Below are 23843 nucleotides of genomic sequence, written 5' to 3'. Positions count from 1 at the left end.
CCATCGCCACCTTGTCGGGCCTTGCCCCATCTTTTGCGCAAATGGAGCGCCGCCGGATTTCTTCGGGAATCCGGCGGCGCTTTGCTTTGTCGGTTGGGCCGAGCGTGTAGGAATACGCTAGGGCCTGTTGCCACTATGAGGGATTTTGTTCTCTGCCGAGGAAGCGCACTTTTTTATGGAGGGAGTGCCTCAGCCGTTAGGTGAGCAAAGCGAACCTTACGGATGAGGACCGCAGCGCGTACTTTTCTGGTACTCGACCGGAATAAAAAAACGCGCTGACGACGGCAGAGGGCAAAAGACCCATAGTGGTGCAGGCCCTACCCGCCGAACGCGGCCGCGTGCCGCGCCGCGAACTGCTCCGGCGTGAAGGCGTGTTCCTGGGTGCCGTAGTGCTCCACGCAGAAGCTGGCGCAGGTTGCGCCCATGCGGGCCGCCTCGGCCACGTCCTTGCCGTCCACCAGGCCCTTGATGAGCCCCGCCCGGTAGGCGTCGCCCGCGCCGGTGGGGTCCAGTACCCGGTCGGCCTTCACGGCGGGCACCAGCACCGGGCTGCCGTTGTCGATTCGCGACCCGTGCTCGGACATGGTGGTGATGATCCACCCGGTGCGTTCCAGCAGTTCCGCCTTGGTGCGGCCCGTGGCCTTCATGATCATTTCCAGTTCGTAGTCGTTGGTGACCAGCATGTGCGCGCCGCAGATGGCCTCGTACAACTGGTCGCCGGACAGGGCGGGAATCTGCTGGCCGGGGTCGAAGATGTAGCGCACCCCGCGCTCGCGGAACATGCGCGGCAGGCCCACCATGTCGTCCACGTTGCCGGGCGAGACGATGGCGATGTCGGCCTTCGCGTTCAGCGCGGGGAAGGGGTATTCGCACGGAAAGCGCATGGCCGCAGGGTTGAAGCCGGTGATCTGGTTGTCGCTCTGGTCGGTGGTGATGTAGGCCCCGGCGGTGAACTGGTCGTCCAGCCTGCGGATGCCGTCCTGCGGCAGGTCCAGCTTGTCCAGTTCTTCGGCGTAGCGGTCGAAGTCCTTGCCCACGCAGCACAGGATGTGCGGCTTCTCGCCAAGCAGGGCCAGGCTGTAGGCGATGTTGCCCGCCGTGCCGCCGCGCTTTTCCTCCAGCCGGTCTATGAGAAAGCACACGTTCAGGATGTGTATCTTTTCCGGCAGGATGTGGTCCGCGAACTTGCCGGGAAAATTCATGATGCGGTCGTAGGCGATGGACCCGGAAACGTAGATGGGCATGCTAGGGCTCCTTGCGGGTTACGTCGTCGATCCAGCCAAGAAAGGCCGCGCTGCCGCCGGTGATGGGCAGGGCCACCACGCAGGGCACCTCGTAGGGGTGCAGTTGCAGCACCGCCTCGGTCAGGGCGGGCACCAGGGCATCGGTGGTCTTGGCGATGAAGGCGGTTTCGGTTTCGGTCTGGATGTCGCCCGCCCAGTGGTAGATGGAGCGGATGGACCCCAGCACGTTGACGCACGCGGCAAGCCGTTGCTCCACCAGGGCGCGGCCGATGCGTTCGGCTTCTTCCGGGTTCGGGGCCGTCATGTACACGAGGACCGCCATGGAAACCTCCTGCGCTGGGGTGCGTTGTGCCCGCCGCGTTCGTGTGCCCGCGGGGCGGGATGGCGTACGCGGCGCGCCGCCCATGTGCATAGCGAAGAAGCCACCGCACGGCAACGCGATGCGCACGGTTTCGGCACGGGAATGTCGCGGAAAGCCGGGCGCGGCAGGCGGCAGGGCGTGTCCGGAGCGGCGCTGCCCGCGCATTCCCCGGCGTATCCCCCGCGCATCCGGCCTTCGCGGCGTGGTTGCCGGGCGCGGCCCGGCATGGCATATACTGGCCGCCGCGCGAATGGCGGGGCCGTTGCATGGCTTGTCCCCCTGTCTCCGTTCCCCCGCCCGTCTTTTTCGCTGATCGTCCGCCGCGCGCACATCCCTTCACGGAGCCTTTCATGCAGACCGCCGACCGCGCGGCCAGGGTGCTCGAACTCCTGCGCCTGCGCTACCCCACCCGCGAAACGCACCTGGTGGCCCGCAACGCCTGGGAACTGCTGGTGGCCACGGTGCTGGCCGCCCAGTGCACCGACGTGCGCGTGAACCAGGTGACCCCCGGCCTGTTCGGCCGCTGGCCCGGCCCGGCAGAGCTTGCCCGAGCCACGCAGGAAGAGCTGGAGGAGGTCATCCACTCCACCGGGTTCTACCGCAACAAGGCCACAAACCTGCTGGGCGCTGCCCGCCGCGTGGCCGAAGTGCACGGCGGCGAGGTGCCGCGCACCATGGCCGAGCTGGTGCAACTGCCGGGCGTGGCCCGCAAGACCGCCAACGTGGTGCTGTGGGGGGCCTACGGCATCAACGAGGGCATCGCGGTGGACACCCACGTCAAGCGCATCGCGTTCCGGCTGGGCTTTACCGAATCCGTGGACCCGGTGCAGATCGAGCGCGACCTGATGGCCCTTTTTCCGCAGGATGCCTGGGGCGACGTGAACCACATGCTGGTGTGGTTCGGCCGCCACGTGTGCGACGCCCGCGCCCCTCGCTGTGGCGAATGCGAGATGATCGAGGTCTGCCCGCGTCACGGGGTGGGGCAGAAGGATGGCGCGGCCGCGAAAACACGGGGCAAGCCGGGCGCAGCGGGCGCGCGAGGCGCGGGAAAGGCCGCCCGGACGGTCGCCGCCAAGTCCCGCAAGGGCGGCAAGCCCCGCTCGGGCGGCAAGCCATGATCACCTCCACCTTCCGCCATCTGCCCGGCGTGGGCGCGGCCTTCGAGGAACGCCTGTGGCGCGGGGGCTGCCTTACCTGGCAGGATGCAGCGGCGCGCGGCGACATTCCCTGTCGCCGGTACGAGGCGGGCACCTTTTCCTCGGGCGTGGCGGATTCGCACGCCCGCCTCGCGGCGGGCGACGCCGCGTGGTTCGGCCAGCGTCTGGGCGCGGCGGACCAGTGGCGGCTGTTCGCCGCCTTCCGCCATCAGGCGGCCTACGTGGACATTGAAACCACCGGTCTCGGCTGGCCGGAATCGCACATCACCACCATCGCCCTGTGGGACGGGAGCGAGTTGCGTACCTACGTGCACGGCGAAAACCTGGACGACTTCGCCGACGACATCCGGGCCTACAAGCTGCTGGTCACCTTCAACGGGCGCGGGTTCGACGCGCCGTTCATCGAACAGACCTTTCGCCAGAAGCTGGACATGGCCCACCTGGATCTGCGCTGGGTGCTGAAGCCGCTGGGCTACTCCGGCGGGCTGAAACGGGTGGAGCGGGCCTTCGGGCTGGACCGCGGTGCGCTGACCGGGGTGGACGGCTACACCGCCGTGCTGCTGTGGCGCCATTGGCAGAACAGCGGCGACGCGCGCGCCCTGGAAACCCTGCTGGCCTACAACGCAGAGGACGTGCTGACCCTGGAGCCGCTGGCGGTGCACGCCTACAACGCGCACCTGGCCGGGCTGCCCGCCCTGCCGGAACACCCGCTGCCGCAGTGCGGCCGGGCCGGGAATCCCTTTGACGCCTCGCCAGAGGTGCTGCGCAAGGTGGGCGTGCGGGGCGCGTGATCGCCGCCGTCATCCCCTTTCCGGCCCGTGCCGGCTGCCTTTCACCGCGCCCTCTCTGTCGTGTCACGGCAGGGAGGGCCATATTGTTGCGCCCAACGCGGAAAAACAATTGCCCCCGGCACGCCGTATGGCATACTGGGGCGTACGTCACGACCTTTCAGGGGGGCACATGAGCCAGACCAACATCCTGCTGGAATCGGGCACCAACGAGCTCGAAATCATCGAATTCTACATCGAGGAAGCCCTGGCGGACGGCAAGGTGTATCGGGGATATTACGGCATGAACGTGGCCAAGGTGCTGGAAATCATCCGGCGGCCCACGGTCACGGGAGTGCCCAGCAAGCACCACCCGGCGGCGCTGGGCACCTTCAACCTGCGCGGTCGCGTGCTGCCCCTGGTGGACCTGGGCGGGTGGCTGGGCAAGCAGGTGGTGCCCAGCGATTCGCTGAAGGTCATCGTGTCCGAGTTCAGCGGCATGGTCACGGCGTTCCTGGTTTCCGGGGTTACCCGCATCCACCGCCTGAGCTGGAGCCAGGTGGAGGCCCCCGACTCGCACATGCAGACCTACAGCGGCCAGTCGGTCATCGGGGTGGTGCGTTTCGAGGACCGCATCGTGTTCCTGCTGGACATGGAGAAGATCGTGGCCTCCATGAATCCCCGGGCGGACATGGGCGCGGCGCTGGAGGTTACGGAACCGACGGTGACCCTGTCCGAAGACTGGCATGTGCTCATCGCCGACGATTCCTCGGCCATCCGCAACATGATCGGCAGCACGTTGGAAAAGGCGGGCTTTCGCGTCACCCGCACCAGCAGCGGGCGCGAGGCGTGGGACGTGCTGTGCGGCTGGCGCAAGCGCGCGGAAGAAGAACGCAAACACATCTACGACTACGTGGACCTGGTGGTGTCGGACATCGAGATGCCCGAGATGGACGGCCACAACCTGACCCGCCGCATCAAGGATGACCCCGTGCTGCAACGGCTGCCGGTGGTGCTGTTCTCTTCTCTGATCACCGACGCGCTGCGCCACAAGGGTGCGGCCGTTGGCGCGGACGACCAGATTTCCAAGCCCGACCTGCCCGGCCTTACCGGACGGGTGCGCGGGCTGATCGAGCGTTCGCGCCAGGCGTCCACCACGGCGTGACGCGCAAAGCTTCTGTGCGTGCGTGGCATCCGGCAGGGGCGCGATGCTCCGCGCGCACAGGCTAACGGTATTCCCATATTTTCGCGGGCATGCTACCGTTACTGCCGTTCCGTGAAGCGGTGCGCCCGGATGTCCGGGTGCGCGCATTCAGGCAGCACGTTCGGGCCGCGTCGGGCTTGCATGGCCGCGCGCATTGCGCGGCAAGGCGGCGATGACCTCGCGGCGGCCGACGCGAAAGGGGGGAGATGATGGAACGCAGACGCCACTCGCGCATTTTTCTGAAGGCCTATGGGTTGAACCAATCCTGCCGTGTGCACATGGACGGCGCGGACCGCGTCGCCCGGATCATCGACATCAGCCCCGGCGGCTCGCGCCTGCTGCTGGACGATGGTGGCCCCATGCCCGCGCACGGCGCGCGCGGCGTGCTGCTGCGGGGCGAGAACTTTCGGCTGGCCTACCTGGTGGACGTGGCCTACACGGTGGCCTGGATCAACGGCGAGGAATTCGGGGCCAGCTTCGACGTGGACCTGGACGCCTCGGTGTCGGGCCTGCAGGCGGACCTGGCGGACCTTGCGGGGTAGCGTCCGGAGCGGCAGGGCAGGCACGCCTGCCGGGGCGGCGGGCCGCCACATTCACGCACGCAAAAGGGCGGGGAGCATGCTCCCCGCCCTTGTCGTTTCTGTGGCGTGCGCGGCGCGTTAGATCTTGGCGGCGGTGCGCAGGTCGGCCACGGCGTCGCACTGCTCCCAGGTGAACTCGGGCAGTTCGCGGCCGAAGTGGCCGTAGCAGGTGGTCTTGCTGTAGATGGGGCGGTTCAGGTCAAGGCGCTTGATGATGTGGTAGGGGCGCAGGTCGAACACTTCGCGCACGGCGCGGGTGAGCACCTCGTCCGACAGTTCGCTGCTGCCCAGCGAGGACACCAGCACGGAAACCGGCTCGGCCACGCCGATGCAGTAGGCGATCTGCACTTCGCACTTGGGGGCAAGGCCCGCCTTGACCACGTTCTTGGCGATGTAGCGGCCCATGTACGCGCCGGAGCGGTCCACCTTGGAGGCGTCCTTGCCCGAGAACGCGCCGCCGCCGTGGTGGCCCGCGCCGCCGTAGGTGTCCTGGATGATCTTGCGGCCGGTGAGGCCGCAGTCGCCCATGGGGCCGCCGACCACGAACCGGCCAGTGGTGTTGATGAAGATTTCGCAGTCGTCGGCCATCAGGCCCTCGGGCAGCGTCTTCTTGATCACTTCCTCGATAATGCCTTCGCGGATGGTGGCGTTGGACACGTTGTCGGCATGCTGCGACGAGACGACCACGTTGTTGATGTGCATGGGCTTGCCATCCACGTACTCGAACGAGACCTGGGTCTTGCCGTCGGGCCGCAGGAAGTCGAGGATGCCGTCCTTGCGCACCTTGGTCAGGCGCTGCGACAGCTGGTGCGCCCAGTAGATGGGGGCGGGCATGAGGGTGGGGGTTTCATCGCAGGCGAAGCCGAACATCATGCCCTGGTCGCCCGCGCCCTGGTCTTCGGGGTTGCCCCGGTCCACGCCCTGGGCGATGTCGCCCGACTGCTTGTCGATGGAGGAAATGACCGCGCAGGTCTTCCAGTCAAAGCCCATGTCCGAGCTGTTGTAGCCGATGTTCTGGATGGTCGAGCGCACCACCTCGGGCAGGTCGGCGAAACCCTTGGTGCGGATTTCACCGGCGATGAAGGCCATGCCGGTGGTCACCAGCGTTTCGCAGGCCACGCGGGACATGGGGTCCTGCGCCAGCAGCACGTCGAGCACGGCGTCGGAAATCTGGTCGGCGACCTTGTCGGGGTGCCCTTCGGTGACGGACTCGGACGTGAAGAAGTAGCGGCCTTTTCCGGGAATCATGCGGTCCTCCTGGTGATGCGCGCGTGGTCCCGGCGTCTTTGCCCGGCGATGGATGCCGGGCGCTGCGGGCGCGGGCGCGGTTCTGTGCGTCGGTTGCTTTTGTCGGGCGCGGGCGGGCTATTCGCCAGCCAGCAGCATATTGTCGATAAGCCGGGCCTTGCCGAGGCGGAAGGCCACGGCGCACAGGGCCGCGTCGGCGATGCGCGTAAGCGGCTCCAGCGTTTCCGGGTGCACGATGGACACGTAGTCCTCCTGCGCCAGGGGCAGGTTTTCGCGCCAGTAGCGGCGCATGCCTTCTGCCACGGCGGCGGCGTCGCGCTCGCCCCCCTGCACCAGCGCCCGGCCAAGGGCCAGGCCGTGGTGGATGTTGGGGGCCTGGGCGCGCTGCTCGGCAGAAAGATAGATGTTGCGCGAACTCATGGCCAGGCCGTCGGCCTCGCGCACGATGGGGCGGCCCACCACCTCGACGGGCACGTTCAGGTCGCGCGCCATGCGGCGGATGATGGCCAGTTGCTGCCAGTCCTTCTGGCCGAACACGGCGGTGCGGGGCATGGCCAGCTGGAACAGCTTCATGACCACCGTGCACACCCCCCGGAAGTGGGTGGGGCGGGTGACGCCGCACAGCGTGCCCGCCAGCGAGGGCACTTCGACCCACGTGGCGTGGCCCGCCGGAAACATGTCCGCGGGCTGCGGGGTGAACAGCACGTCCGCGCCGTTGGCCTCGGCGATGGCGGCATCGCGTTCGAGGTCGCGGGGGTAGGCGGCCAGGTCTTCGCCGGGGCCGAACTGCGTGGGGTTCACGAACAGGCTGACCACCACCTTGTCGCCCACGGAACGGGCGTGCGACATCAGGCTTTCGTGGCCCGAATGGTAGTAGCCCATGGTGGGCACCAGCACGGTGTGCTGGCCGTCGGCCCGCCAGCGCAGGCAGGTCTGTTGCAACGTGCGGGGATCGGTGAGTATCTGCATATCAAGTTATCCGAATATTGTTGTGTAGGCGGGTATACACGGAGCCCGTCATGATGTCCAGCGGAAACGGCGGCCGATACGGCCAAGTTGGGGCAGGCCGCGTGGCTGCCGGTGCCCCGTTGGCCCCGGCAGGTTTGTCTGGGTGGCGGGGAACAGCAAGACCCGTACCGTGCGACGTCTGCCTTGGGGGGGCTGGCGCTGCCCGGTCTGTCCGGCCAGTTGGCCGGCCGGTTGGTCCGCATCCGTCCGCTTGACGGGGCCGGTGGCTGCGGGCAAGAGCAGGGTCGGGCCCATGCCCGACCGTACCATCATAATCATAACGTACATCAATGCCGTATGCCGGGGGCCGCATGGTTGCGCCGAATGCCGACGACATGCCCGAAACGCCGCCCAGGGCCGGGGACCGTCCCGCCGCCGCGCAAGCACCGTTCCATCAGGGGCAGCTTGACGTGCTCTGCGCCGTGTACGCCGTGGTCAATGCCCTGCGCTCCGTCCACCCGCTGGGCATCGGGCAGGCGCGTCGGCTGTTCAACGAGGCGCTGCTGGACCTTGCCCGCGACGCGGACGGGTTGCGCGCCGTGCTGTACAACGCCACCGACCACGTCGCGTTGGTGCGGGCGGTGCTGGACCGCGCCAGCCGGGACGTGGCCGACCTGCGCATGACGCGCCCCTTTGCCGACGCCCCGGCCCTGCGCGTGACGGGCAGGATGGGGCCCGACAGTTCGGACGGGCAGCGCCGTTCCGGGCGCGGCAACCCCGCCCCGGACGCCACCCCGCAGCCCACGGCCCGCGCGGTGTGGGAGGCGCTGGCCGGGTGGCTGTCCGGCGGTGCGGGGCGGACGGCCGTGCTGCGCTTTCACCGTTATCTGCCCTTTCGGGGCGATCCGGTGATCTCGCACTGGACGGCGGCCGGACTTCTGCTGGGCGATACGCTGTTCCTGCATGACTCCAGCCGCGAACCCAACGCCGTCCACTCCATCGAGCGGGGCGGCTTCGTCACCGCGCCGGAGCACCTTTCCGACGACCGACTGCTGCTGGTGGAGCCGCGCTGCCTGCACCTGATCGAGGTTAACGGTTAGCTCCGCCTTCCGGCGGCCCGTCCGCCGATCATTCCCTTGTGTCGTCTTCCCCGTCCGCGTCCATCCGTCGCAGTTCGTCCTCGGGCATGGCAAAAACGTGCTCCGGGCCGGGAAACGCGCCGCTCTCCACTTCCTGCTTGTAGGCGGTCACGGCTGCCGTCACCTGCCCGGCGAGATTGGCGTAGCGCTTCACGAAGCGGGGCGCGATGCGGTCTTGCAGGCCCAGCATGTCGTGCAGCACCAGCACCTGCCCGTCGCAGTCCGGCCCCGCGCCAATGCCTATGGTGGGGATGGACAGCGCGGCGGTGACGCGCGCGGCCACGGGCGCGGGCACGCATTCCAGCACCACCGAGAAACAGCCCGCCCGCTCCAGGGCCAGGGCGTCGTCCAGCAGGCGGCGGGCCGCATCGGCGGTCTTGCCCTGCACCTTGAACCCGCCAAGCTCGGCGACCCGCTGCGGGGTAAGGCCGATGTGGCCCATCACCGGAATGCCCGCGTCCACCAGGGCGCGGATTTGCGGCAGGTACGGCCCCGCGCCTTCCAGCTTCACGGCGCGCACGCCCCCCTCGCGGAACAGCCGTCCGGCATTGCGCAGGGCGTCGGCCGGGCCTGTTTCGTAGGACAGGAAGGGCATGTCCGCCACCACCAGCGCACGGGTGACGCTGCCGGTCACCGCGCGGCAATGGTGCGCCATTTCGTCCACGGTGACGGACAGGGTGTCGCCACGGCCCAGCATGACCATGCCCAGCGAATCGCCCACCAGGATGATGTCGATGTCGCAGGCGTCCACCAGGGCGGCGGTGGGGGCGTCGTAGGCGGTAAGCATGGCGATGCGCCGCCCGCCCTTGGCGGCGCGCACGTCGTGCGTGGTCACCGGGCGGCGGGGGCGGGCGGTGTCTGGCGTGCTGGCGGGGCGTTCCGGTGACGGATGGACGCTCATGAAAAGCTCCTTGCGGTGTGCGATGCGGGCAGGCGCGCGGGAGGGAGAAGGGGGCGGCGCGGGACGCCCGGTGAAGGCCCGGCGCGGGTTGCGCCGGAGGGACAGTCTACATCCGCCGTGGGGGCATGGCAAACATGCGGGGGGAGCGCGGCGGAACAGGCATGCCCCCGACAGGACAGGCGGGCTCACGGGCCGGGCGCGGGCGCGCGGGGCGCGGAAATCCGGGCCAGTCCGGTTTGGCCGGACGAACGTAAAGAAAAGTGAAGCGCACCCCCTATAGTTTCACATGGGCAGGCCGAAAAGAGGGTCATGAACGGCGGATGATCGCATGGACGCGATCGGCGTGGTGCCCCGCCCGGAACGGCGCAATATTCATGGAGGAATATTATGTCTCTCGTAATTAATCACAACTTGATGGCAATGAATGCCGCCCGTAACCTCAGCCAGTCGTACGGCAGCCTGTCCACGTCCGTACGCCGGTTGTCTTCGGGCCTTCGTGTCGGCGCCGCCGCCGACGACGCAGCCGGCCTGGCCATTCGCGAACTGATGCGTTCGGACATCGCCGCCCTGAACCAGGGCGTGCGTAACGCCAACGACGCCATTTCGCTGATCCAGACCGCCGACGGCGCGCTCGGCGTCATCGATGAAAAGCTGATCCGCATGAAGGAACTGGCCGAACAGGCGGCCACCGGTACCTACACCTCGGACCAGCGTCTCATCATCGATTCGGAATACCAGGCCATGGCCTCGGAAATCACCCGAATCGCCAACTCGACGGACTTCAACGGCATCCACCTGCTCAACGGCAACCTGTCCGGCGCGACGCACGACGGCTCCGGCCTGACGTCCACCGGCAAGCTGAAGGTCCACTTCGGTACCGCCAACGACTGCTCGGAAGACTACTACTACATCCGTATCGGCACCGCCACGGCGTCTGCCCTGGGTGTGGGCGCTTCCGCCGCCGACGGCGCCGGCAAGTCGATCTCCACGCAGTCCGCCGCGCAGGCAGCCCTTGAGGGCATCCAGAACGCCATCATCTCGAAGGACAAGATTCGCGCGAATCTTGGTGCGCTCCAGAACCGTCTGGAAAACACCATCAGCAACCTGCAGATCCAGGCGGAAAACCTGCAGTCCGCCGAATCGCGGATTTCGGACGTGGACGTTTCGAGCGAAATGACGGAATTCACCCGTCAGCAGATCCTCACCCAGGCCGCCGTCGCCATGCTCTCGCAGGCCAACTCCCTGCCGCGTATGGCCATGCAGTTGCTGGGCGGCTAAGGCAATACACCGCAAGGTGGAGGGGTCTCTCGGAGACACGCTCGACCGGGCCGCGCAAGCGGCCCGGTTTTTTTGCGCCCATCGCCAGGCGGTTGTTTACAGCGGGGTCCGGCTTGCGGCATCGTGCGCGCATCCCGTCATAAACCGCAGTGCAGAGGAGCCCCGCATGACCACGCCCGCCGCGCATTCCGCCGTGACGCCCGTTGCCCCATCGCGCCTGCCGGAAGTGCTGGCCGCCGTGTTCGTGGCGGTCTTCGTCCTGCTGGGCATCGCCCCGTACGACCGCACGGTGTGGTTCATGGAATGCACGCCCGTGGTCGCCATCTTCCTGCTGCTGGCGGGCACGGCGCGGCGTTTCCGGTTCAGCGACGCGGCCTACCTGCTCATGGCGGTGTGGCTGTTCTGGCATACCGTGGGCGGGCACTACACCTTCTCGCGGGTGCCCTTTGGCTTCATTACCGACGCCTTCGGTTTTTCGCGCAACCACTTCGACAGGGTGGGGCATTTCAGCGTGGGCTTCTACGCCTATGCCTTCGCGGAACTGCTCACGCGCCGCCGCCTGGCCGGGCCGGTGGTTTCGCTGCTGTTCGGGCTGTTCGCCATCATGGCGGTGGCCTGCGGGTGGGAGATCCTGGAATGGCTGGTGGCGGAGGCCGAGGGCGGCGATGCCGGGCACGCCTTTCTGGGCAGTCAGGGCGACGTGTGGGACGCCCAGAAGGACATGCTGGCCGATACCCTGGGGGCGGTCTTTGCGCTGGCGCTGTTCCGGCTGTGCGGCAGGCGCTGGGGCAGCACGGGCACTGCGTAGGGCGGGCTGGCGGCGTCGGTTGCAGGCCGCTGCGGCGGGATGCGGCCAGATGTGTCAGGATGCGGCCAGACGTGTCGGGCCGCGGGGCACCGGCCCGGAGCGACGGGCCGTTTGGACAGCGCCAGGGAAATGCCGTATGCCGGACGGGCGCGCCGCGCGGCGCATCCGGTGATTCTGTCGCCGGGCGCTGGCGGCCGACGTCATTTTTTCCGGAGCTTCGTCATGACCGCCTGCAATCCGCAGTTGAACCTTCAGGGGCGCGGCCGCCTGAAGCGCATTGTCGATTTTTTGAACGAGGCGGGCATGCTGCGCCTCACGCCGCGCACCGGCTACCAGTTCCTCGGCACCGGCAACGAGAACGTGGCCGAACACTCCTTTCGCACCGCCATCATCGGCTACGTGCTGGCCCGCATGGCCGGGGCCGACCCCTCCCGTACCGCCATGCTGTGCCTGTTCCACGACTTTCACGAGGCGCGCATCGGCGACTTCAACTACGTGAATCGCATCTACAACACCTCGAAGCCGCGCGATGCCGTGGTGCACGCCGCCGAGGGCACCGGCCTTGAAGTGGACATGCTGGAATTCTGGGACGACCTGGAAGCCTCGCAAACGCCCGAAGCGCAACTGGCCCACGACGCGGACCAGCTGGACCTGATCCTGAACCTGAAGCGCGAACTGGACCTGGGCAACAAGTACGCGGGCAAGTGGATGGAGAGCGCGCTGGAGAGGCTGCGCACCGAGGAAGGCCGCGAGCTTGCCCAGACCATTGCCGAGACCGACCACACGGACTGGTGGTTTCTGGGCCCGGACCGGGCGTGGTGGGAGAGGAAGAACGGCAAGGAGTAGGGGGAGGAGGGAGCTGCGCGGGTTGGGGATGGGGTAGTGCCTTGTTGCGCACGGCTTCTATGAAGACAGTTCTGCCCTGTTGATAATGCCCGATTTCGTTATGCCTCCGACGGGCAAGGGGCCGCCGCTCAGCGGCCCCTTGCCCGTCGGAGACATAACGAAATCGAGCGTGGTCAAAAAGGCACAACGGACTTCGTAGAAACCGGTTGCAACAAGGCACCCGCCCTCCTTTTATCCTCACTCAGGATTCCTGAGCACCTCCAGCACCTCCACCCGCGATGCCTGCCACGCCGGGTACGCCCCGGCCATCAGCCCCAGCAGCACGGACGCCACGCAGGCCCCGACAATCAGCAGCGGGTCGTACAGGTACGGAAAGTCGCCCACGGCGTACACCACGGTAACGATGCCCACGGCGGCCAGCACCCCGGCCGCGCCGCCCACACCGGCCATTACCCCGGCCTCGGCCAGAAACTGGCGGATGATCACGGTGCGGCTGGCCCCCACGGCCCGGCGAATGCCGATCTCCAGCCTGCGGGCGCGCACCAGCAGGATCATGATGGACAGAATGCCCAGCGCCCCCACCGCGAACGAGATGGACGACGACAACACCCCCAGCGTCCACACCAGGTCCAGCGCCTGATTGCGCAGCTTGGCCGAATCGCGCGCCGAGATCACCGAAAAGTCGTCCTTGCGGGCGGGCCCCATGTGGTGGCGGCGGCGCAGGATGTCGGTGACGGCGGCCTTGGCCGCGTCCTCGTCCTCCTGGCCGTGCAGGTTCATGAACACGCCGCTGATCCAGTCCTGGTTGGAAAAGCGGCGCATGTACGTGGACAGCGGGGTGAACACCATCTCGTCCAGGTTCGTCCCGGTCACGTCCTGGCCTTTTTCGGGCAGCACGCCCACCACCAGCACGTTGGCCCGAAAGAAGAACACCTGCTTGCCCACGGCCTCGGCCGGGTCGCCGAACAGGCGTTGGGCGATGGCGTAGCCCAGCACGCAGACCTTGGCCTGGGTGGCTTCCTCTTCCTCGTTGTAGAAGCGGCCGTGCTCGGTTTCGAGCAGCCGCACCTGCGCGTAGGCAGGGGGAGAGGCCATGAGTTGGCTGCCCGTCTTCACCCGGCCGTAGCGCACCGGCATGGACCCGCTGGCGTAGGGCACGCCCAGGCGCACCTGGGGCACGCTGTCCAGGATTTCGCGCGCGTCCTCCAGGCTGAAGGTGGTGGTCATGCCGGTGACGCGGGTGGAGCCTTCGCGCCGGAAGCTGGCCTGCCCGGAAAGGGCCTGCAACAGGTTGGGGCCAAGGCGCTGCGTCTCGATGTCGGCCTTCTTGACCATGGCTTTCGAGATGTGCAGCACGGCCGTGAGCGCCAGCGCGCCCAGAAAGACCCCCAGCATGGCCAGCGCCGTGCGCATGCGGTGCGCGGTCAGCGAACGCAGGGCGATGCGCAGGCGCTGCATCACTCACCCCCGCGCAGGGCCTGGATGGGGTCCAGCGCGGCGGCCTGCCGCGCCGGGCGCAGCCCGAACACCAGCCCCACCGCCGTGGCGGCGGCCAGGGCCAGCAGAAACACCTTGGCCGACAGCACCATCTCGATGAGCCCCAGCCGTTCCAGCGCCTGGCCCATCAGCGCGCCCAGCACCACGCCGCCCACGGCCCCGCACAGGGTCAGGGCCAGCGATTCCATGAGGAACTGCAACAGGATGGCCCGCCCCGGCGCGCCAAGGGCCTTCTTGAGCCCGATTTCCACCCGCCGCTCTGTGACCGAGAGCAGGAACAGGTTGGCCAGCACGAAGCCCCCCACCACCATGGCGGCGGCCGCCGTCACCCCCAGGAACAGCACCAGGCCGCCCTTGATCACGGCCAGGAATTTCAGCACCTCGCGCGCGGTGAGCACGGTGAAGTCGTCCGGGTCTTCCGGGGCAAGGCGGTGCAGGTGGCGCAGCAGGCTGCGCAGGTCCTCCACGTGGGCGTCCATGCCCGCCGTGTCCTCGAACTTCACGCGCAGGGCGCGGAAGTAGCGGCGGTCCATGTTGAAGCGCTGGGTCAGCGTGGTGATGGGAATGATGACGCGGTCGTCCACGCTGCTGCCGCCGCCGGACATGCCCCGGTACTGCAACAGCCCCACCACGGTGAATGGCACGCCGGACATGAGAAAGGTGCGCCCCACGGGGTTCGCGTCGCCGAACAGCTCGCGGGCGGGTCTGTCGCCCATCAGGGCCACGCGCGCGCCGCGCTGCACGTCTTCCGCAGTCAGGTCGCGGCCTTCCACCAGCGGCCAGTTCCAGGCCTTTGCATAGTTTTCGGTGGTGCCGCCCACCAGGGATACGTCGTAGTTGTTGGCTTCGTGCTTCAGGCGCACGTTGCCCTTGGAACGCATGGGCAGCACGATGTACGCGCCCGGCAGCGACTGGCGGATGCGTGCCGCGTCTTCCCAGGTCAGGGTGAGGGTGCGCGCGCCCACGGCGCGGTTGACGATGTTGCCGCCGAACACCAGCACGGCGTCCGGCCCGAACATGTCGGCGATCTCGTCGGCCTTCTTGGACGCGCCGTCCACGGCGGCCACGATGACCGTCAGCGAGGCGATGCCCAGCGACACGGCGGCGATGACGAAGAAGCTGCGCAGCCGGTAGGCCAGCAGCGCGGACAGGCCCAGCACGGCGGCGCGCCAGGCTTCGCGCAGCAGCCCGTACAGGCGGGCAAGTCCGCCCCGTCCGCCCCGTCCGCCCAGTCTGGCGAAGCCGCCGGGAGCGGGGCCGGATGCCGTGGCAGCCGGGGAGGTCATGCGGGGGCTCCGGGGCCGGACGTGCCTGAAGACGGCCCTGCGGATGGTCCGTCGGAAGACGCGCTGGCGGATGCCGCGCCGGAGGCCGACGCGGCCCCGTCGCCGTGCAGGCCGTCGCTTTCGATGACCCCGTCGCGGATGACGATGCGCCGCCGCGCGCGGGCGGCGGTTTCCGCGTCGTGGGTAACCACCACCACGGTCTTGCCGGTGCGGTTGATGTCCGCGAGCAGGTCGAGGATGTCGGCGCTGGTGGTGGAATCGAGCTGGCCGGTGGGTTCGTCGGCCAGAATCAGGGCCGGGTCGTTCAGCAGGGCGCGGGCAAGGGCCACGCGCTGCTGCTGGCCGCCTGAAAGGCGCGCGGGCACGAAGTCCATGCGGTCGCCAAGGCCCACGCGGTGCAGCAACTCCTCCGCCCGCTTGCGCTGGGCGCGCAGGTTCTTGTGGCTGTACAGGCCGGGCAGCAGCACGTTGTCCAGCGCGGTGGCGTAGGGGATGAGGTAGAAGTTCTGAAACACGAAGCCGGTCAGCTGGTTGCGCGCCTCGGACCGGGCGTCGTCGTCCAGGTGCGAGACGTCGTGCCCGTCCAGCACGTAGCGGCCCGCAGTGGGGCTGTCCAGCAGGCCCAGGATGTGCAGCAGCGTGGACTTGCCGGAGCCGGACGCGCCCTGGATGGCCACGAACTCGCCATGGGCGATGGAAAAGCTGACGCCGCGCAGCACGTCCACGGTCAGGTCGCCCTGTCGGAAACTGCGGGTGATGCCGGAAAGCTCCACGAGGGTGCCGGGCGTTCCGGATGCGCCTGATACGCCGGATGTGCCTGATGTGCCGGATGCACCGGAAGTTCCGGGCGTGGCGAGGGAGTTGGTGGTCATGGTCGCACCGTCCCGCCTACCGCGCCGGGCGTCCGGCAGGCGGTCCGGCGGCCGGTTGCTCGGGCCGCGAACCACTGCGCGAGGGCGGCAGCACAACCCGGGTGCCCACCATGTCGCCTTCGGCCAGTCCTTCCAGCACCTCGCTGGCCTCGGCCCCGGCCAGGCCGATGCGCGGGCGCACCTTGCGGATGCCTGCGCCGTCCTGCACGAACACCACCTGCTCGCCGCTCACCCATTTCAGCGCCTCGTTGGGCACGGCCAGCACGTTGTCCTTCTGCTGCACCACGATGCGACACTGGGTGGTCATTTCCGGCCGCAGGTCGGTGGAGGTCTGCGGGGTAAGGCGCACCAGCGCCCGGTAGTACACGATGTTCTCGCGGATTTCCGGCTGCGGGTAGATCTGGTTCACCGTGCCGCTGAAGGTGCGGCCCGGCAGCGAATCCACGCGGAACTCCACGGCCATGCCGGGGGTCACCTGGCCCACGTCGGTTTCGTCCACGTAGATCCACATTTCCAGCCGGGTGGGGTCCAGCACGGTGATCAGGTTGGCCACCTGAAAGCCCGCCACAACGGTTTCGCCGCCCTGCGCCGTGACCTCGCTGACCACGCCGTCCAGCGGGGCGCGGATCACCGAGTAGGAAAGGCGCACGTTGGTGGCCTCCAGCGCGGACGTGGCCTCGTTCACCGCCTCGCGGGCGCTTCTGATGGCCAGGGAGGATTCGCGTTGCAGGCGGTCCAGGGTGGCCTTGCGCGCGGCCAGGGTGTTGGCGGTGGTTCCCGCCTGTTGTGTGGCCTCGTCCAGGGTGTTGCGGGCGTCCAGGTCCTGGTCCACCAGGGTGCGGCGGCGCTTCAGGTTCAGGGCGGCGTAGTCGTAGTCGGCCTGCGCGGCGGCCACCTGCGCTTCGGCCTCGCGAATCTGCAACGGGTACGAGGATTCCACCTTGGCGCGTTCGGCCTCGGCCTTGCGCAGGGTGGCCTGCGCCTGTTCCTGCTGGGCGCGCTGCTCGCGGTCGTCGATTTCGGCGATGATCTGCCCGGCCTTCACCTTGTCGCCCACCTTGACGTGCATGGTGCGGATGATGCCGGTGAACCGGGTGCCGGTCTTCACGATGGCGCCGACCTCGGGCTTGATGATGCCGGTGGCGTCCAGCACCTTGCGCACGGTGGCCCGGCCGAGGGTGGCCGTTTGGGTGATTTCGGTGCGGTCTTCGCGCCGTGACAGGAAAAAGGCCGCCGCAAGGGCCACGGCGAGGGTGATGGCGAGGCCGATGATGATCTTCTTGCGCATGGGGTTCCCGTGTCCGTGACGTCTGGGCGGTCCGTGCAGTTCGTGCAATCCGTGCAATGCGGAAGGGGCGGTGGTCCGGGCGACTCCGTGCCGGGGCTTTCCGGTCCGTGTCGGCCAGGACCTGGGGCGCGGCGCGGGGCCAATCGGGCCAGACGCCTCAAGAGGGCGGGGCGGCCGGGCAATGCCGGGACTATAAGTATTAGCGCGGCGAAGGGGAAGGGCATGCGCGCCACGGAACGGGAGTTCGGGCGCTGGCGGGGGATGGAGGGCAGGGGGCGCGTTCGTGCGATCTGGCGCGGGCAGTCTCGTGCGAACCGCCCCGTTCCGTCGCTGCGCCGGACCGCGTCCGGCGGTCACGAATCCCTTGCGGGGCGGGATTCCTGGCGTTTCAGTCGCCGGGCTTGAGCGCGGTGAGGCCGTCCGGGCCGTCGGCCAGGCGCAGGCCGAAGCCTTCCCACAGCGCGGCCAGCAGTTCCACGCCGGGGGCCATGTCGGGCGAACCGGCCACGTGGCGGTTGCGGAAGAAGGCGTGCAGGTCGCGCGCTGCGGCGGGCAGATCGGCCCGGTGCAGCAGTTCCGCGCCGGGTGCGGCCATGTCGGGGAAATGGTCCAGGGTGGCCCAGGCGTGCGAGAGGGCGAGGGAAAGGCGCATCACCAGGGGGCGCACCGCGCGCAGGTAGGTGGGCGTGTCGCCGCTGCGGGCGTGGTCGTCGGCAAGCATGCGCAGCCAGGTGCGCGCGTCTGCCGAGGTCGCATGGCCGAGATCGGCGGCAAAGGCGTGCAGCAGGGCGGTGCGGGCGCGTTCGGAAAGTTCCTGCCGCAGTACCTTGCGCAGCAGCGCTTCGCGAAAGTCCCACGCCTTGCGGGCGGCGTCGTATTCGCCGAACAGGCGGGAGACGGCGGTAAGCAGCACGGCATACCGCCCCTGCGGGGTGGAACCCGGCGCGTCGCGCAGGGGCACGGGCAGCCGCCCCCGGTTCACCAGCCGGGTCAGTTCGCGCCAGTACAGGGCGTAGCGCATGTGGGCGTCGTGTTCCGGCCCGTAGATGCCGGGGTGGAACAGCAGCACCCAGCCCCGTTCGGCGGGGACGGCGGCCGTCATCGCAGAAGGGGCGGAAACGGCGGAAGACGGCTTGCGCGTGGCGGCCGGGGATGACGCGCGGCTCGCATGGCGGTTGGGGGCCAGAGCGGCCAGCGTCGCGTCGAAGTCGGCGGGCACCACGATGCGCTCGATGCGCACCACGTCGGAAAGGCCGCGTGCCGCCCCGGCGATGACGCCCAGTTCCTCGCGCGCGGCCTGGGCTCCGGTGCCGCCTTCGGGCCCGCGCAGGGAGTCCGGCAGGTTAGCTTCCACATCCACCGAAATGCGCATGGGGTGCTCCTTGCGTCGCCGCACCCCCGCGGGATGCGGGGGCGCGCCCCACCATGTAGAGGATGCACGAAGCCGGGTCAACCGTCCGGTCGGAAGCCGTTTTTCAAGGCCTGGTGCGGGCTGCCGACACCGGGCCGCACCTCGCGAGTGTTCTTCCCCGGGCGCGGGCAGCCCGGAAGATGACGCGGCACGAAGTGCGCACCTGGGGTGTTGACACCGCCGCAGACCGATTTAGCTATTTTTCGGAAAGGGTGCGGTTCCATTCCGACACATTTTGGAAAAACCGCACTGCGGCAGTGGAAAATCATGACCGTACCAGATCAAGGAGGTGCCATCATGGTGATAGACTTCAGCACACTGTATGACATGCCGAGAAGTTTCGAGAGGATGTTCGACGAAATGTCGCGGTTGCACTCGTTCAGTTCGCGGCGCACTGCATACCCGCTGTTGAATGTGCACGAGAACGATGACGGCTACACCGTGGATGTCAGCGTCCCCGGTATCGCTCCCGGAGACGTGGAGCTGACCCTTACCGACCGCAATCTGATCATCAAGGGCGAACGCAAGGCAACCGAGGGCAGGTACTTCCGGCAGGAGCGCCTTTCCGGCTCGTTCCAGCGCATCCTGAGCCTGAACGTGCCCGTGGATCGAGACCGTGTTTCCGCCCGCAGCGAAAACGGCATCCTGCGGGTCACCCTGCCCAAGGCCGAAGCCGTGAAGCCGCGCAAGATCGCCGTCGAAGCGTCGGCAGGAGGTGTGCAATGATGACCGACATGCCCGATACGCCCGATACGGTAGACATCGCCGAACGTAACGCCAACGTCGAGACCACCGGCGCCGGGAGGTCCCCCTCGGCGCGTCAGGGAGAAACCGCGCGCATCGAGCGGGTTTCCCCGGCCACGGACATCATCGAGCAGGCCGACGGCTTCCACATCCTGATGGATCTGCCCGGCGTGCCGCCCGAGGGGCTGACCATCGACCTTGAGGAGAACGAGGTCACCGTCACCGGGCGCAGCAGCTACGCCCCGGCAGGCAAAGACCGGCGCATGCACGCCGAGTTCGACGCCGTGGAGTTCGTGCGCACCTTCACCCTGTCGGACATGGTGGACAGGGAGCGCATCCGAGCCGTGCTCAAGGATGGGGTGCTGAACCTGTTCCTGCCCAAGGCCGAGGCCGCCAAGCCACGACGCATCGAGATTACCCAGGGGTAGCGCATCCGCACCGTCGCAATGAAAAGGCCCCCGGCAATGCCGGGGGCCTTTTCATTGCGACGATGCGTCGGGTGAACAATCTGTCGAAACACCGTACCTAGCGGAACCAGCCGCGTTTTTGGAAGAACCACATCATGCCCACGGCCACGGCCAGCATGGCCGCCAGCGCCGCGTAGTAGCCGTAGTCCCAGTCCAGTTCCGGCATGTGGCGGAAGTTCATGCCGTAGATGCCCGCGATGACCGTGAGCGGCATGCATACCGCCGTGAGCACCGTGAGCACCCGGATGCGGTGGTCGGTGCGGCGTTGCAGCACCAACAGGCAGAACTGGTACAGGTCGCGCAGGCGCATTTCCAGCCGGGCCTGGCTGCGGGCAAGGTGGTTCTGGTTGTCCATGATGTCGCGCAGCCCCTCGCGCTGGCTGGTCAGGGGCAGGGCGGTGGCCTGCAGGGTTTGCAGGGTGGCCAGGCAGTAGAACTGGTCCTCGAACTGGATGGACAGCCGGGTGATGGCGCGCTTCAGCGGCAGGATGTCGTCGGGGGTGACGGCGTCGGGCGTGTCGTCCAGCATCTCGGCCAGTTGTTCCACGCGCGAGCGCGCCTCCATGTAGAAGTGCACGTTGGCGTCGATGCAGGCATCCAGCAAAAAGATGAGCAGGGCCTGCACGCTGGCCTGGAGCGGGGCGTTGCCGGAGCGGATCATCTGCACCAGCCGGTCAAGCAGGGGAATTTCCTCGTCGTGCAGGGTGATCATGCGACCGGGCAGGCAGAGCACCGTCAGGTAGCGCCCGTGCTGGGCCTCCCAGGCGTGGCGGGTGGGCAGATGCACCATGATGCCCGCAGGAAACACGCTGACCTCGGGGTAGCGGCGCGGGGCAAGGCAGGCTTCGGTCACGTCGTCGGGCAGTTCGTAGGGGGCGAGGAAGCGGCCCAGGTCGTCGCGCGAGTGGGTGGCCACGTCCTGCCAGACGACGGCGGGCCTCGGCGCCTCGGCCCCGTTCGCACCCGTGTCGGTGGAGTTCGCGGGCTCGGTTCCGTTGGCCCCTGTGACGGCGGGCCTCGGCGTCTCGGCTCCGTCCGCCCCCGTGTCGGTGGGCCTCGCGGGCTCAGCCTCGCCTGGCCCGGCCGTGGCGCGAGCCGTTTCGCCGGAAATGCCGGATGGCACGGCGGCGATGGTGCAGTCCGGGGCCAGGTGCAGGGTGCGCACGCGCAGGCCGCCCTCGGGGACGTCCTGCGAGGCGTCCTTGGGGGGCTTGATGGGGGCATTCATGGTGGATGCGCTCATGGGGGCGTGTGTACCACCATTCGCCGCGATGCGTAAGGGCATGTTGTCGTTCGTTCCGCGCGTATGCGTTGCCTGAATGTGGGGTGGGTGCTATCATGTTCCATGCTCTGGCGGCAGCCCGGACGCGGGACCTGCGGAGCGCGCGCGACGAGGGGGAGTGCGGCATGGAATGCACCGGACGGGAACACGGCGGCAAGCTGCGGGTGCTCTTCGTGGACGACGAGCCCAACGTGCTGCACGGGCTGCGGCTGGCGCTGCGGCACATGCGCGAGGCGTGGAGCATGTCCTTCGCGCAGGGAGGGGTGGAGGCGCTGGACATGCTGGCGCGCCAGCCGCACGACGTGGTGGTTTCGGACATGCGCATGCCCGGCATGGATGGCGACAGGCTGCTGACCGAGGTGCAGCGCCGCTTTCCCGACACCCTGCGCATCATCCTTTCCGGGTATTCCGACTACGCCATGATCATGCGCACGGTGAAGCCCGCCCACCAGTTCCTGAGCAAGCCGTGCAGCCACGAGGATCTCGCCCGCACCGTGAACCGCGCCTTGCGCCTGCGCGAGGTGCTGTGCAACCCAGGCATCCGCAACCTGCTTGGGGGGGTGGGGTCGTTGCCTTCGCTGCCCGAGGTCTTCGCCGCCCTGCGCGAGGAGATGGACAAGCCGGAACCCTCGCTGCAACGCATCGGCGATCTGGTCTCGCGCGACATGGGCATGACCGCGTCAGTGCTCAAGTTGGTCAATTCCTCGTTCTTCGGGCTGCGCAGGCACATCGCCACGCCGCGCCAGGCGGTGGTGCTGCTGGGGCTGGAGACGGTGCGCGGCCTGCTGCTGCTGTCCGAACTGTTTCGCCAGTTCGCCCCGCCGCCGGAACTGGGCTGTTCCACCGACCTGTTGTGGCGGCACAGCACGGAGGTGGGACTGTTCGCCCGGGCCATCGCGGCGGCGGAGGAGCTTTCTGCAGCGGAGCAGGACGACTGCTTTATCGCCGGACTGCTGCACGACGTGGGCAAGCTGGTGCTGCTTACCCAGATGCCCGTGGAATATGGCGCGGCCCTGGCGCGCGTGCGGGGTGGGGGAGTGACGGTGCACGACGCCGAGCGCGGGGCTTTCGGTGCGTCGCATGCCGAGATGGGAGCGTACCTGCTGGCATTGTGGGGCCTGCCCGACCGCGTGGTGGAGGCGGTGTACCGCCATCACGCCCCCGCCTGCGGCAGTGTGGACACGGCCTGCGTGGCCGCCGTGCATGCCGCCAACTCCCTGCACCATGAACTGGTGGTGTTTTCGCCGGGCCGTGCGCCGCGCCCTGCGGACGAAGGTTGGTTGGCCGCCTGCGGGCTGGCCGGGCGCATGGCGGCGTGGCGCGACGTCTGCGTGACCGCACTGGCCGGGCAGGCTTCGGAGGAGTAATTTTCGCGGTCCTGTCGCGTTCGTGCTTGTGGCCTGTTCCTGGCTTGGCGATGCCTTTTGGGCTTGCCTTCGCTGCCCCTGGGGGGTAAGGAGTCCCTTCCGCAACAGCCCCGCCCGACCACAGGTGCCAGCCTGTGGTTTTTTTGCGGCGCGGGGCGCTCCGCCACGGCCTTGCCGCCGGGCTTCCATGTTCCCCATCAGTTGCGTTCACGGGCAGGCCCCGCCGTACCCGGACCCCGCGTCCGGGGGCCGGGCGTCGCTTGTGCGACGGCAGCCGCGTCACGGAATGCAGGCCGGGACGGGGGAGCGGAAGCCGGGCAGACGGGAATGACCGGCAAGGCCGCCGAAGCGGCGTTGCGGAAAAGTACACGGATGCGGGCATGCGCCCCGCCGGATGCCGTGCGGTCCCCTTGCCGGGGGCCGGGCGGATGGTCCCGCGCGGGGTGGATTCATTTTTTCCGGGTCGCGCGCGCGTTTCCGGCGGCATGGTCCGCCGGGGGGGAATGCGCCGCCCGTGGCGCCGGGCGCAGGCCCGGCGACGGAACCGACAAGCGAAAGGTGTGTTGATGCGTAGTACAGGACTTGCCGCCGGGACGATCATCGAAGCCAAGTGCACCCGATGCAACGACATCACCGGCCACGTCATCGTGGCCATGGTCGGCGGTGAAGTGGTGAAGGTCGAATGCCGGGCCTGCGGCTCGGTGCACAAATACCGCCCCCAGAAACAGGACGCCCCGCGCGGCGCCGCGCCCTCGGTGCGCAAGGTGCGCGCGGGTTCCAGCCGCGCCGAGGCCGTGGACGTTTCCGCCTCGCGGTCCGAGGCCGCCCGCAAGGCCGCGGCCACCCGCGCCCAGCAGCGCGCCGCGCGCGACGCGGAAGCCACCGAGGTGGCCTGGAAGGTGGCCATGACCCGCAACCCGGCGGAAACCAACCGCAAGTACAGCATGAACGAAGGCTACGAAGAGGGCGAAATCATCGACCACCCGGTGTTCGGCCCCGGCCTTGTGCGCGCCGTGGTGCGCCCCGACAAGGTGGAAGTGCTTTTTCAGGAAGGGCTGAAGGTGTTGCGCTGCGTCTGCTAGACGTGTTCGTGGCGGGCACTCGCACCCGTCCACCGCATCCATTGCCAGGCATGAAAAAACCCGGA

At 68.3% G+C, this 23843-nt stretch carries 23 protein-coding genes; 12 read left to right on the top strand and 11 right to left on the bottom strand.

Translation table 11 applies throughout. The annotated features are described in order from the left end of the window. Window positions 1–317: 317 nt before the first annotated feature. Window positions 318–1244: a carbohydrate kinase family protein gene (locus RVX_RS11735; protein WP_116306005.1), complete on the bottom strand. Its 927-nt coding sequence runs from the start codon at window positions 1242–1244 to the stop codon at window positions 318–320. A 1-nt stretch (window position 1245) separates the two neighbouring features. Beyond that, complete coding sequence (cutA, locus tag RVX_RS11730) at window positions 1246–1566, bottom strand: divalent-cation tolerance protein CutA (RefSeq protein ID WP_116306004.1); 321 nt, start codon at window positions 1564–1566, stop codon at window positions 1246–1248. A 389-nt stretch (window positions 1567–1955) separates the two neighbouring features. Between cutA and nth the strand changes: the two genes are divergently transcribed. From nth to RVX_RS11710, 4 genes are all read left to right on the top strand, one after another. Next, complete coding sequence (nth, locus tag RVX_RS11725; protein WP_116306003.1) at window positions 1956–2723, top strand: endonuclease III; 768 nt, start codon at window positions 1956–1958, stop codon at window positions 2721–2723. Then, complete coding sequence (locus tag RVX_RS11720; protein ID WP_116306002.1) at window positions 2720–3553, top strand: ribonuclease H-like domain-containing protein; 834 nt, start codon at window positions 2720–2722, stop codon at window positions 3551–3553. The genes nth and RVX_RS11720 overlap by 4 nt, the downstream gene beginning before the upstream one ends. A gap of 169 nt (window positions 3554–3722) precedes the next feature. Next, window positions 3723–4694, top strand: coding sequence for a chemotaxis protein (locus tag RVX_RS11715; protein ID WP_116306001.1), 972 nt, complete (start codon window positions 3723–3725; stop codon window positions 4692–4694). 245 nt (window positions 4695–4939) lie between these two features. Then, complete coding sequence (locus tag RVX_RS11710) at window positions 4940–5275, top strand: PilZ domain-containing protein (protein WP_116306000.1); 336 nt, start codon at window positions 4940–4942, stop codon at window positions 5273–5275. Window positions 5276–5392: 117 nt separating this feature from the next. On the opposite strand, the gene metK is transcribed toward RVX_RS11710, so the two are convergent. Both metK and panC read right to left on the bottom strand, forming a co-directional pair. Then, entirely contained in the window at window positions 5393–6562 is a 1170-nt protein-coding gene (metK, locus tag RVX_RS11705; RefSeq protein ID WP_116305999.1) for a methionine adenosyltransferase, read from the bottom strand. Window positions 6563–6679: 117 nt separating this feature from the next. Further along, the gene (gene panC, locus RVX_RS11700; protein WP_116305998.1) at window positions 6680–7531 is read right to left on the bottom strand and encodes a pantoate--beta-alanine ligase; all 852 of its coding nucleotides are present in this window, start codon (window positions 7529–7531) and stop codon (window positions 6680–6682) included. 350 nt (window positions 7532–7881) lie between these two features. Here panC and RVX_RS11695 point away from each other — a divergent pair, with 350 nt between their 5' ends. Then, on the top strand, window positions 7882–8610 hold the full coding sequence (locus tag RVX_RS11695) for a hypothetical protein (protein ID WP_230404586.1): 729 nt from the start codon (window positions 7882–7884) through the stop codon (window positions 8608–8610). A gap of 28 nt (window positions 8611–8638) precedes the next feature. Here RVX_RS11695 and panB read toward each other — a convergent pair whose 3' ends face one another. Beyond that, window positions 8639–9550, bottom strand: coding sequence for a 3-methyl-2-oxobutanoate hydroxymethyltransferase (gene panB, locus RVX_RS11690; RefSeq protein ID WP_116305996.1), 912 nt, complete (start codon window positions 9548–9550; stop codon window positions 8639–8641). Between the two features lie 387 nt (window positions 9551–9937). Between panB and RVX_RS11685 the strand changes: the two genes are divergently transcribed. The 3 genes from RVX_RS11685 (at window position 9938) to RVX_RS11675 (ending at window position 12482) form a co-directional block, all read left to right on the top strand. Beyond that, entirely contained in the window at window positions 9938–10828 is an 891-nt protein-coding gene (locus RVX_RS11685) for a flagellin (protein ID WP_116305995.1), read from the top strand. A gap of 166 nt (window positions 10829–10994) precedes the next feature. Beyond that, window positions 10995–11636 carry a DUF2238 domain-containing protein gene (locus RVX_RS11680; protein WP_116305994.1) on the top strand — a complete coding sequence of 214 codons (642 nt, stop codon included), beginning with the start codon at window positions 10995–10997 and terminating at the stop codon, window positions 11634–11636. A 222-nt stretch (window positions 11637–11858) separates the two neighbouring features. After that, window positions 11859–12482, top strand: a complete 624-nt coding sequence (locus RVX_RS11675; RefSeq protein WP_007527270.1) for an HD domain-containing protein — start codon at window positions 11859–11861, stop codon at window positions 12480–12482. A gap of 237 nt (window positions 12483–12719) precedes the next feature. Here RVX_RS11675 and RVX_RS11670 read toward each other — a convergent pair whose 3' ends face one another. From RVX_RS11670 to RVX_RS11650, 5 genes are all read right to left on the bottom strand, one after another. Next, window positions 12720–13940, bottom strand: coding sequence for an ABC transporter permease (locus tag RVX_RS11670; RefSeq protein WP_116305993.1), 1221 nt, complete (start codon window positions 13938–13940; stop codon window positions 12720–12722). Next, window positions 13940–15265: an ABC transporter permease gene (locus RVX_RS11665; protein WP_116305992.1), complete on the bottom strand. Its 1326-nt coding sequence runs from the start codon at window positions 15263–15265 to the stop codon at window positions 13940–13942. Before RVX_RS11665 ends, RVX_RS11670 begins: the two co-directional genes overlap by 1 nt. Beyond that, window positions 15262–16137, bottom strand: coding sequence for an ABC transporter ATP-binding protein (locus tag RVX_RS11660; RefSeq protein WP_116305991.1), 876 nt, complete (start codon window positions 16135–16137; stop codon window positions 15262–15264). The genes RVX_RS11665 and RVX_RS11660 overlap by 4 nt, the downstream gene beginning before the upstream one ends. Window positions 16138–16153: 16 nt before the next feature. Beyond that, window positions 16154–17425, bottom strand: coding sequence for an efflux RND transporter periplasmic adaptor subunit (locus RVX_RS11655; RefSeq protein ID WP_116305990.1), 1272 nt, complete (start codon window positions 17423–17425; stop codon window positions 16154–16156). Between the two features lie 388 nt (window positions 17426–17813). Further along, window positions 17814–18797 carry a hypothetical protein gene (locus RVX_RS11650; RefSeq protein ID WP_116305989.1) on the bottom strand — a complete coding sequence of 328 codons (984 nt, stop codon included), beginning with the start codon at window positions 18795–18797 and terminating at the stop codon, window positions 17814–17816. A 336-nt stretch (window positions 18798–19133) separates the two neighbouring features. On the opposite strand from RVX_RS11650, the gene RVX_RS11645 reads away from it, so the two are divergent. Both RVX_RS11645 and RVX_RS11640 read left to right on the top strand, forming a co-directional pair. Continuing rightward, window positions 19134–19562, top strand: a complete 429-nt coding sequence (locus tag RVX_RS11645; RefSeq protein WP_116305988.1) for an Hsp20/alpha crystallin family protein — start codon at window positions 19134–19136, stop codon at window positions 19560–19562. 8 nt (window positions 19563–19570) lie between these two features. After that, complete coding sequence (locus RVX_RS11640; RefSeq protein WP_116306572.1) at window positions 19571–20008, top strand: Hsp20/alpha crystallin family protein; 438 nt, start codon at window positions 19571–19573, stop codon at window positions 20006–20008. A gap of 97 nt (window positions 20009–20105) precedes the next feature. On the opposite strand, the gene RVX_RS11635 is transcribed toward RVX_RS11640, so the two are convergent. After that, window positions 20106–21290 (bottom strand): magnesium transporter CorA family protein, encoded by a 1185-nt coding sequence (locus RVX_RS11635; RefSeq protein ID WP_116305987.1) that lies wholly within the window; start codon window positions 21288–21290, stop codon window positions 20106–20108. Window positions 21291–21454: 164 nt separating this feature from the next. On the opposite strand from RVX_RS11635, the gene RVX_RS11630 reads away from it, so the two are divergent. Together RVX_RS11630 and RVX_RS11625 are read left to right on the top strand one after the other, a co-directional pair. Further along, complete coding sequence (locus RVX_RS11630; protein ID WP_172596565.1) at window positions 21455–22696, top strand: response regulator; 1242 nt, start codon at window positions 21455–21457, stop codon at window positions 22694–22696. A gap of 566 nt (window positions 22697–23262) precedes the next feature. Continuing rightward, on the top strand, window positions 23263–23778 hold the full coding sequence (locus RVX_RS11625; protein WP_116305984.1) for a hypothetical protein: 516 nt from the start codon (window positions 23263–23265) through the stop codon (window positions 23776–23778). Window positions 23779–23843: the final 65 nt, after the last annotated feature.

It is taken from the genome of Nitratidesulfovibrio sp. HK-II (assembly GCF_003402415.2).
GTDB lineage: Bacteria > Desulfobacterota > Desulfovibrionia > Desulfovibrionales > Desulfovibrionaceae > Cupidesulfovibrio.
This window is presented reverse-complemented; position numbering and strand designations above follow the sequence as displayed.

What these genes read in the sequence shown, in the direction of transcription:
- RVX_RS11710 (WP_116306000.1), top strand. Translation starts at nt 4,940, where the DNA reads ATGATGGAACGCAGACGCCACTCGCGCATTTTTCTGAAGGCCTATGGG.
- RVX_RS11685 (WP_116305995.1), top strand. Translation starts at nt 9,938, where the DNA reads ATGTCTCTCGTAATTAATCACAACTTGATGGCAATGAATGCCGCCCGT.
- RVX_RS11645 (WP_116305988.1), top strand. Translation starts at nt 19,134, where the DNA reads ATGGTGATAGACTTCAGCACACTGTATGACATGCCGAGAAGTTTCGAG.
- RVX_RS11660 (WP_116305991.1), bottom strand. Translation starts at nt 16,137, where the DNA reads ATGACCACCAACTCCCTCGCCACGCCCGGAACTTCCGGTGCATCCGGC.
- RVX_RS11665 (WP_116305992.1), bottom strand. Translation starts at nt 15,265, where the DNA reads ATGACCTCCCCGGCTGCCACGGCATCCGGCCCCGCTCCCGGCGGCTTC.
- RVX_RS11635 (WP_116305987.1), bottom strand. Translation starts at nt 21,290, where the DNA reads ATGAGCGCATCCACCATGAATGCCCCCATCAAGCCCCCCAAGGACGCC.
- RVX_RS11630 (WP_172596565.1), top strand. Translation starts at nt 21,455, where the DNA reads ATGGAATGCACCGGACGGGAACACGGCGGCAAGCTGCGGGTGCTCTTC.
- RVX_RS11695 (WP_230404586.1), top strand. Translation starts at nt 7,882, where the DNA reads ATGGTTGCGCCGAATGCCGACGACATGCCCGAAACGCCGCCCAGGGCC.
- metK (WP_116305999.1), bottom strand. Translation starts at nt 6,562, where the DNA reads ATGATTCCCGGAAAAGGCCGCTACTTCTTCACGTCCGAGTCCGTCACC.
- RVX_RS11735 (WP_116306005.1), bottom strand. Translation starts at nt 1,244, where the DNA reads ATGCCCATCTACGTTTCCGGGTCCATCGCCTACGACCGCATCATGAAT.
- panC (WP_116305998.1), bottom strand. Translation starts at nt 7,531, where the DNA reads ATGCAGATACTCACCGATCCCCGCACGTTGCAACAGACCTGCCTGCGC.
- nth (WP_116306003.1), top strand. Translation starts at nt 1,956, where the DNA reads ATGCAGACCGCCGACCGCGCGGCCAGGGTGCTCGAACTCCTGCGCCTG.
- RVX_RS11670 (WP_116305993.1), bottom strand. Translation starts at nt 13,940, where the DNA reads ATGCAGCGCCTGCGCATCGCCCTGCGTTCGCTGACCGCGCACCGCATG.
- RVX_RS11650 (WP_116305989.1), bottom strand. Translation starts at nt 18,797, where the DNA reads ATGCGCATTTCGGTGGATGTGGAAGCTAACCTGCCGGACTCCCTGCGC.
- cutA (WP_116306004.1), bottom strand. Translation starts at nt 1,566, where the DNA reads ATGGCGGTCCTCGTGTACATGACGGCCCCGAACCCGGAAGAAGCCGAA.
- RVX_RS11675 (WP_007527270.1), top strand. Translation starts at nt 11,859, where the DNA reads ATGACCGCCTGCAATCCGCAGTTGAACCTTCAGGGGCGCGGCCGCCTG.
- RVX_RS11640 (WP_116306572.1), top strand. Translation starts at nt 19,571, where the DNA reads ATGCCCGATACGCCCGATACGGTAGACATCGCCGAACGTAACGCCAAC.
- RVX_RS11625 (WP_116305984.1), top strand. Translation starts at nt 23,263, where the DNA reads ATGCGTAGTACAGGACTTGCCGCCGGGACGATCATCGAAGCCAAGTGC.
- RVX_RS11680 (WP_116305994.1), top strand. Translation starts at nt 10,995, where the DNA reads ATGACCACGCCCGCCGCGCATTCCGCCGTGACGCCCGTTGCCCCATCG.
- RVX_RS11720 (WP_116306002.1), top strand. Translation starts at nt 2,720, where the DNA reads ATGATCACCTCCACCTTCCGCCATCTGCCCGGCGTGGGCGCGGCCTTC.
- RVX_RS11715 (WP_116306001.1), top strand. Translation starts at nt 3,723, where the DNA reads ATGAGCCAGACCAACATCCTGCTGGAATCGGGCACCAACGAGCTCGAA.
- RVX_RS11655 (WP_116305990.1), bottom strand. Translation starts at nt 17,425, where the DNA reads ATGCGCAAGAAGATCATCATCGGCCTCGCCATCACCCTCGCCGTGGCC.
- panB (WP_116305996.1), bottom strand. Translation starts at nt 9,550, where the DNA reads ATGAGCGTCCATCCGTCACCGGAACGCCCCGCCAGCACGCCAGACACC.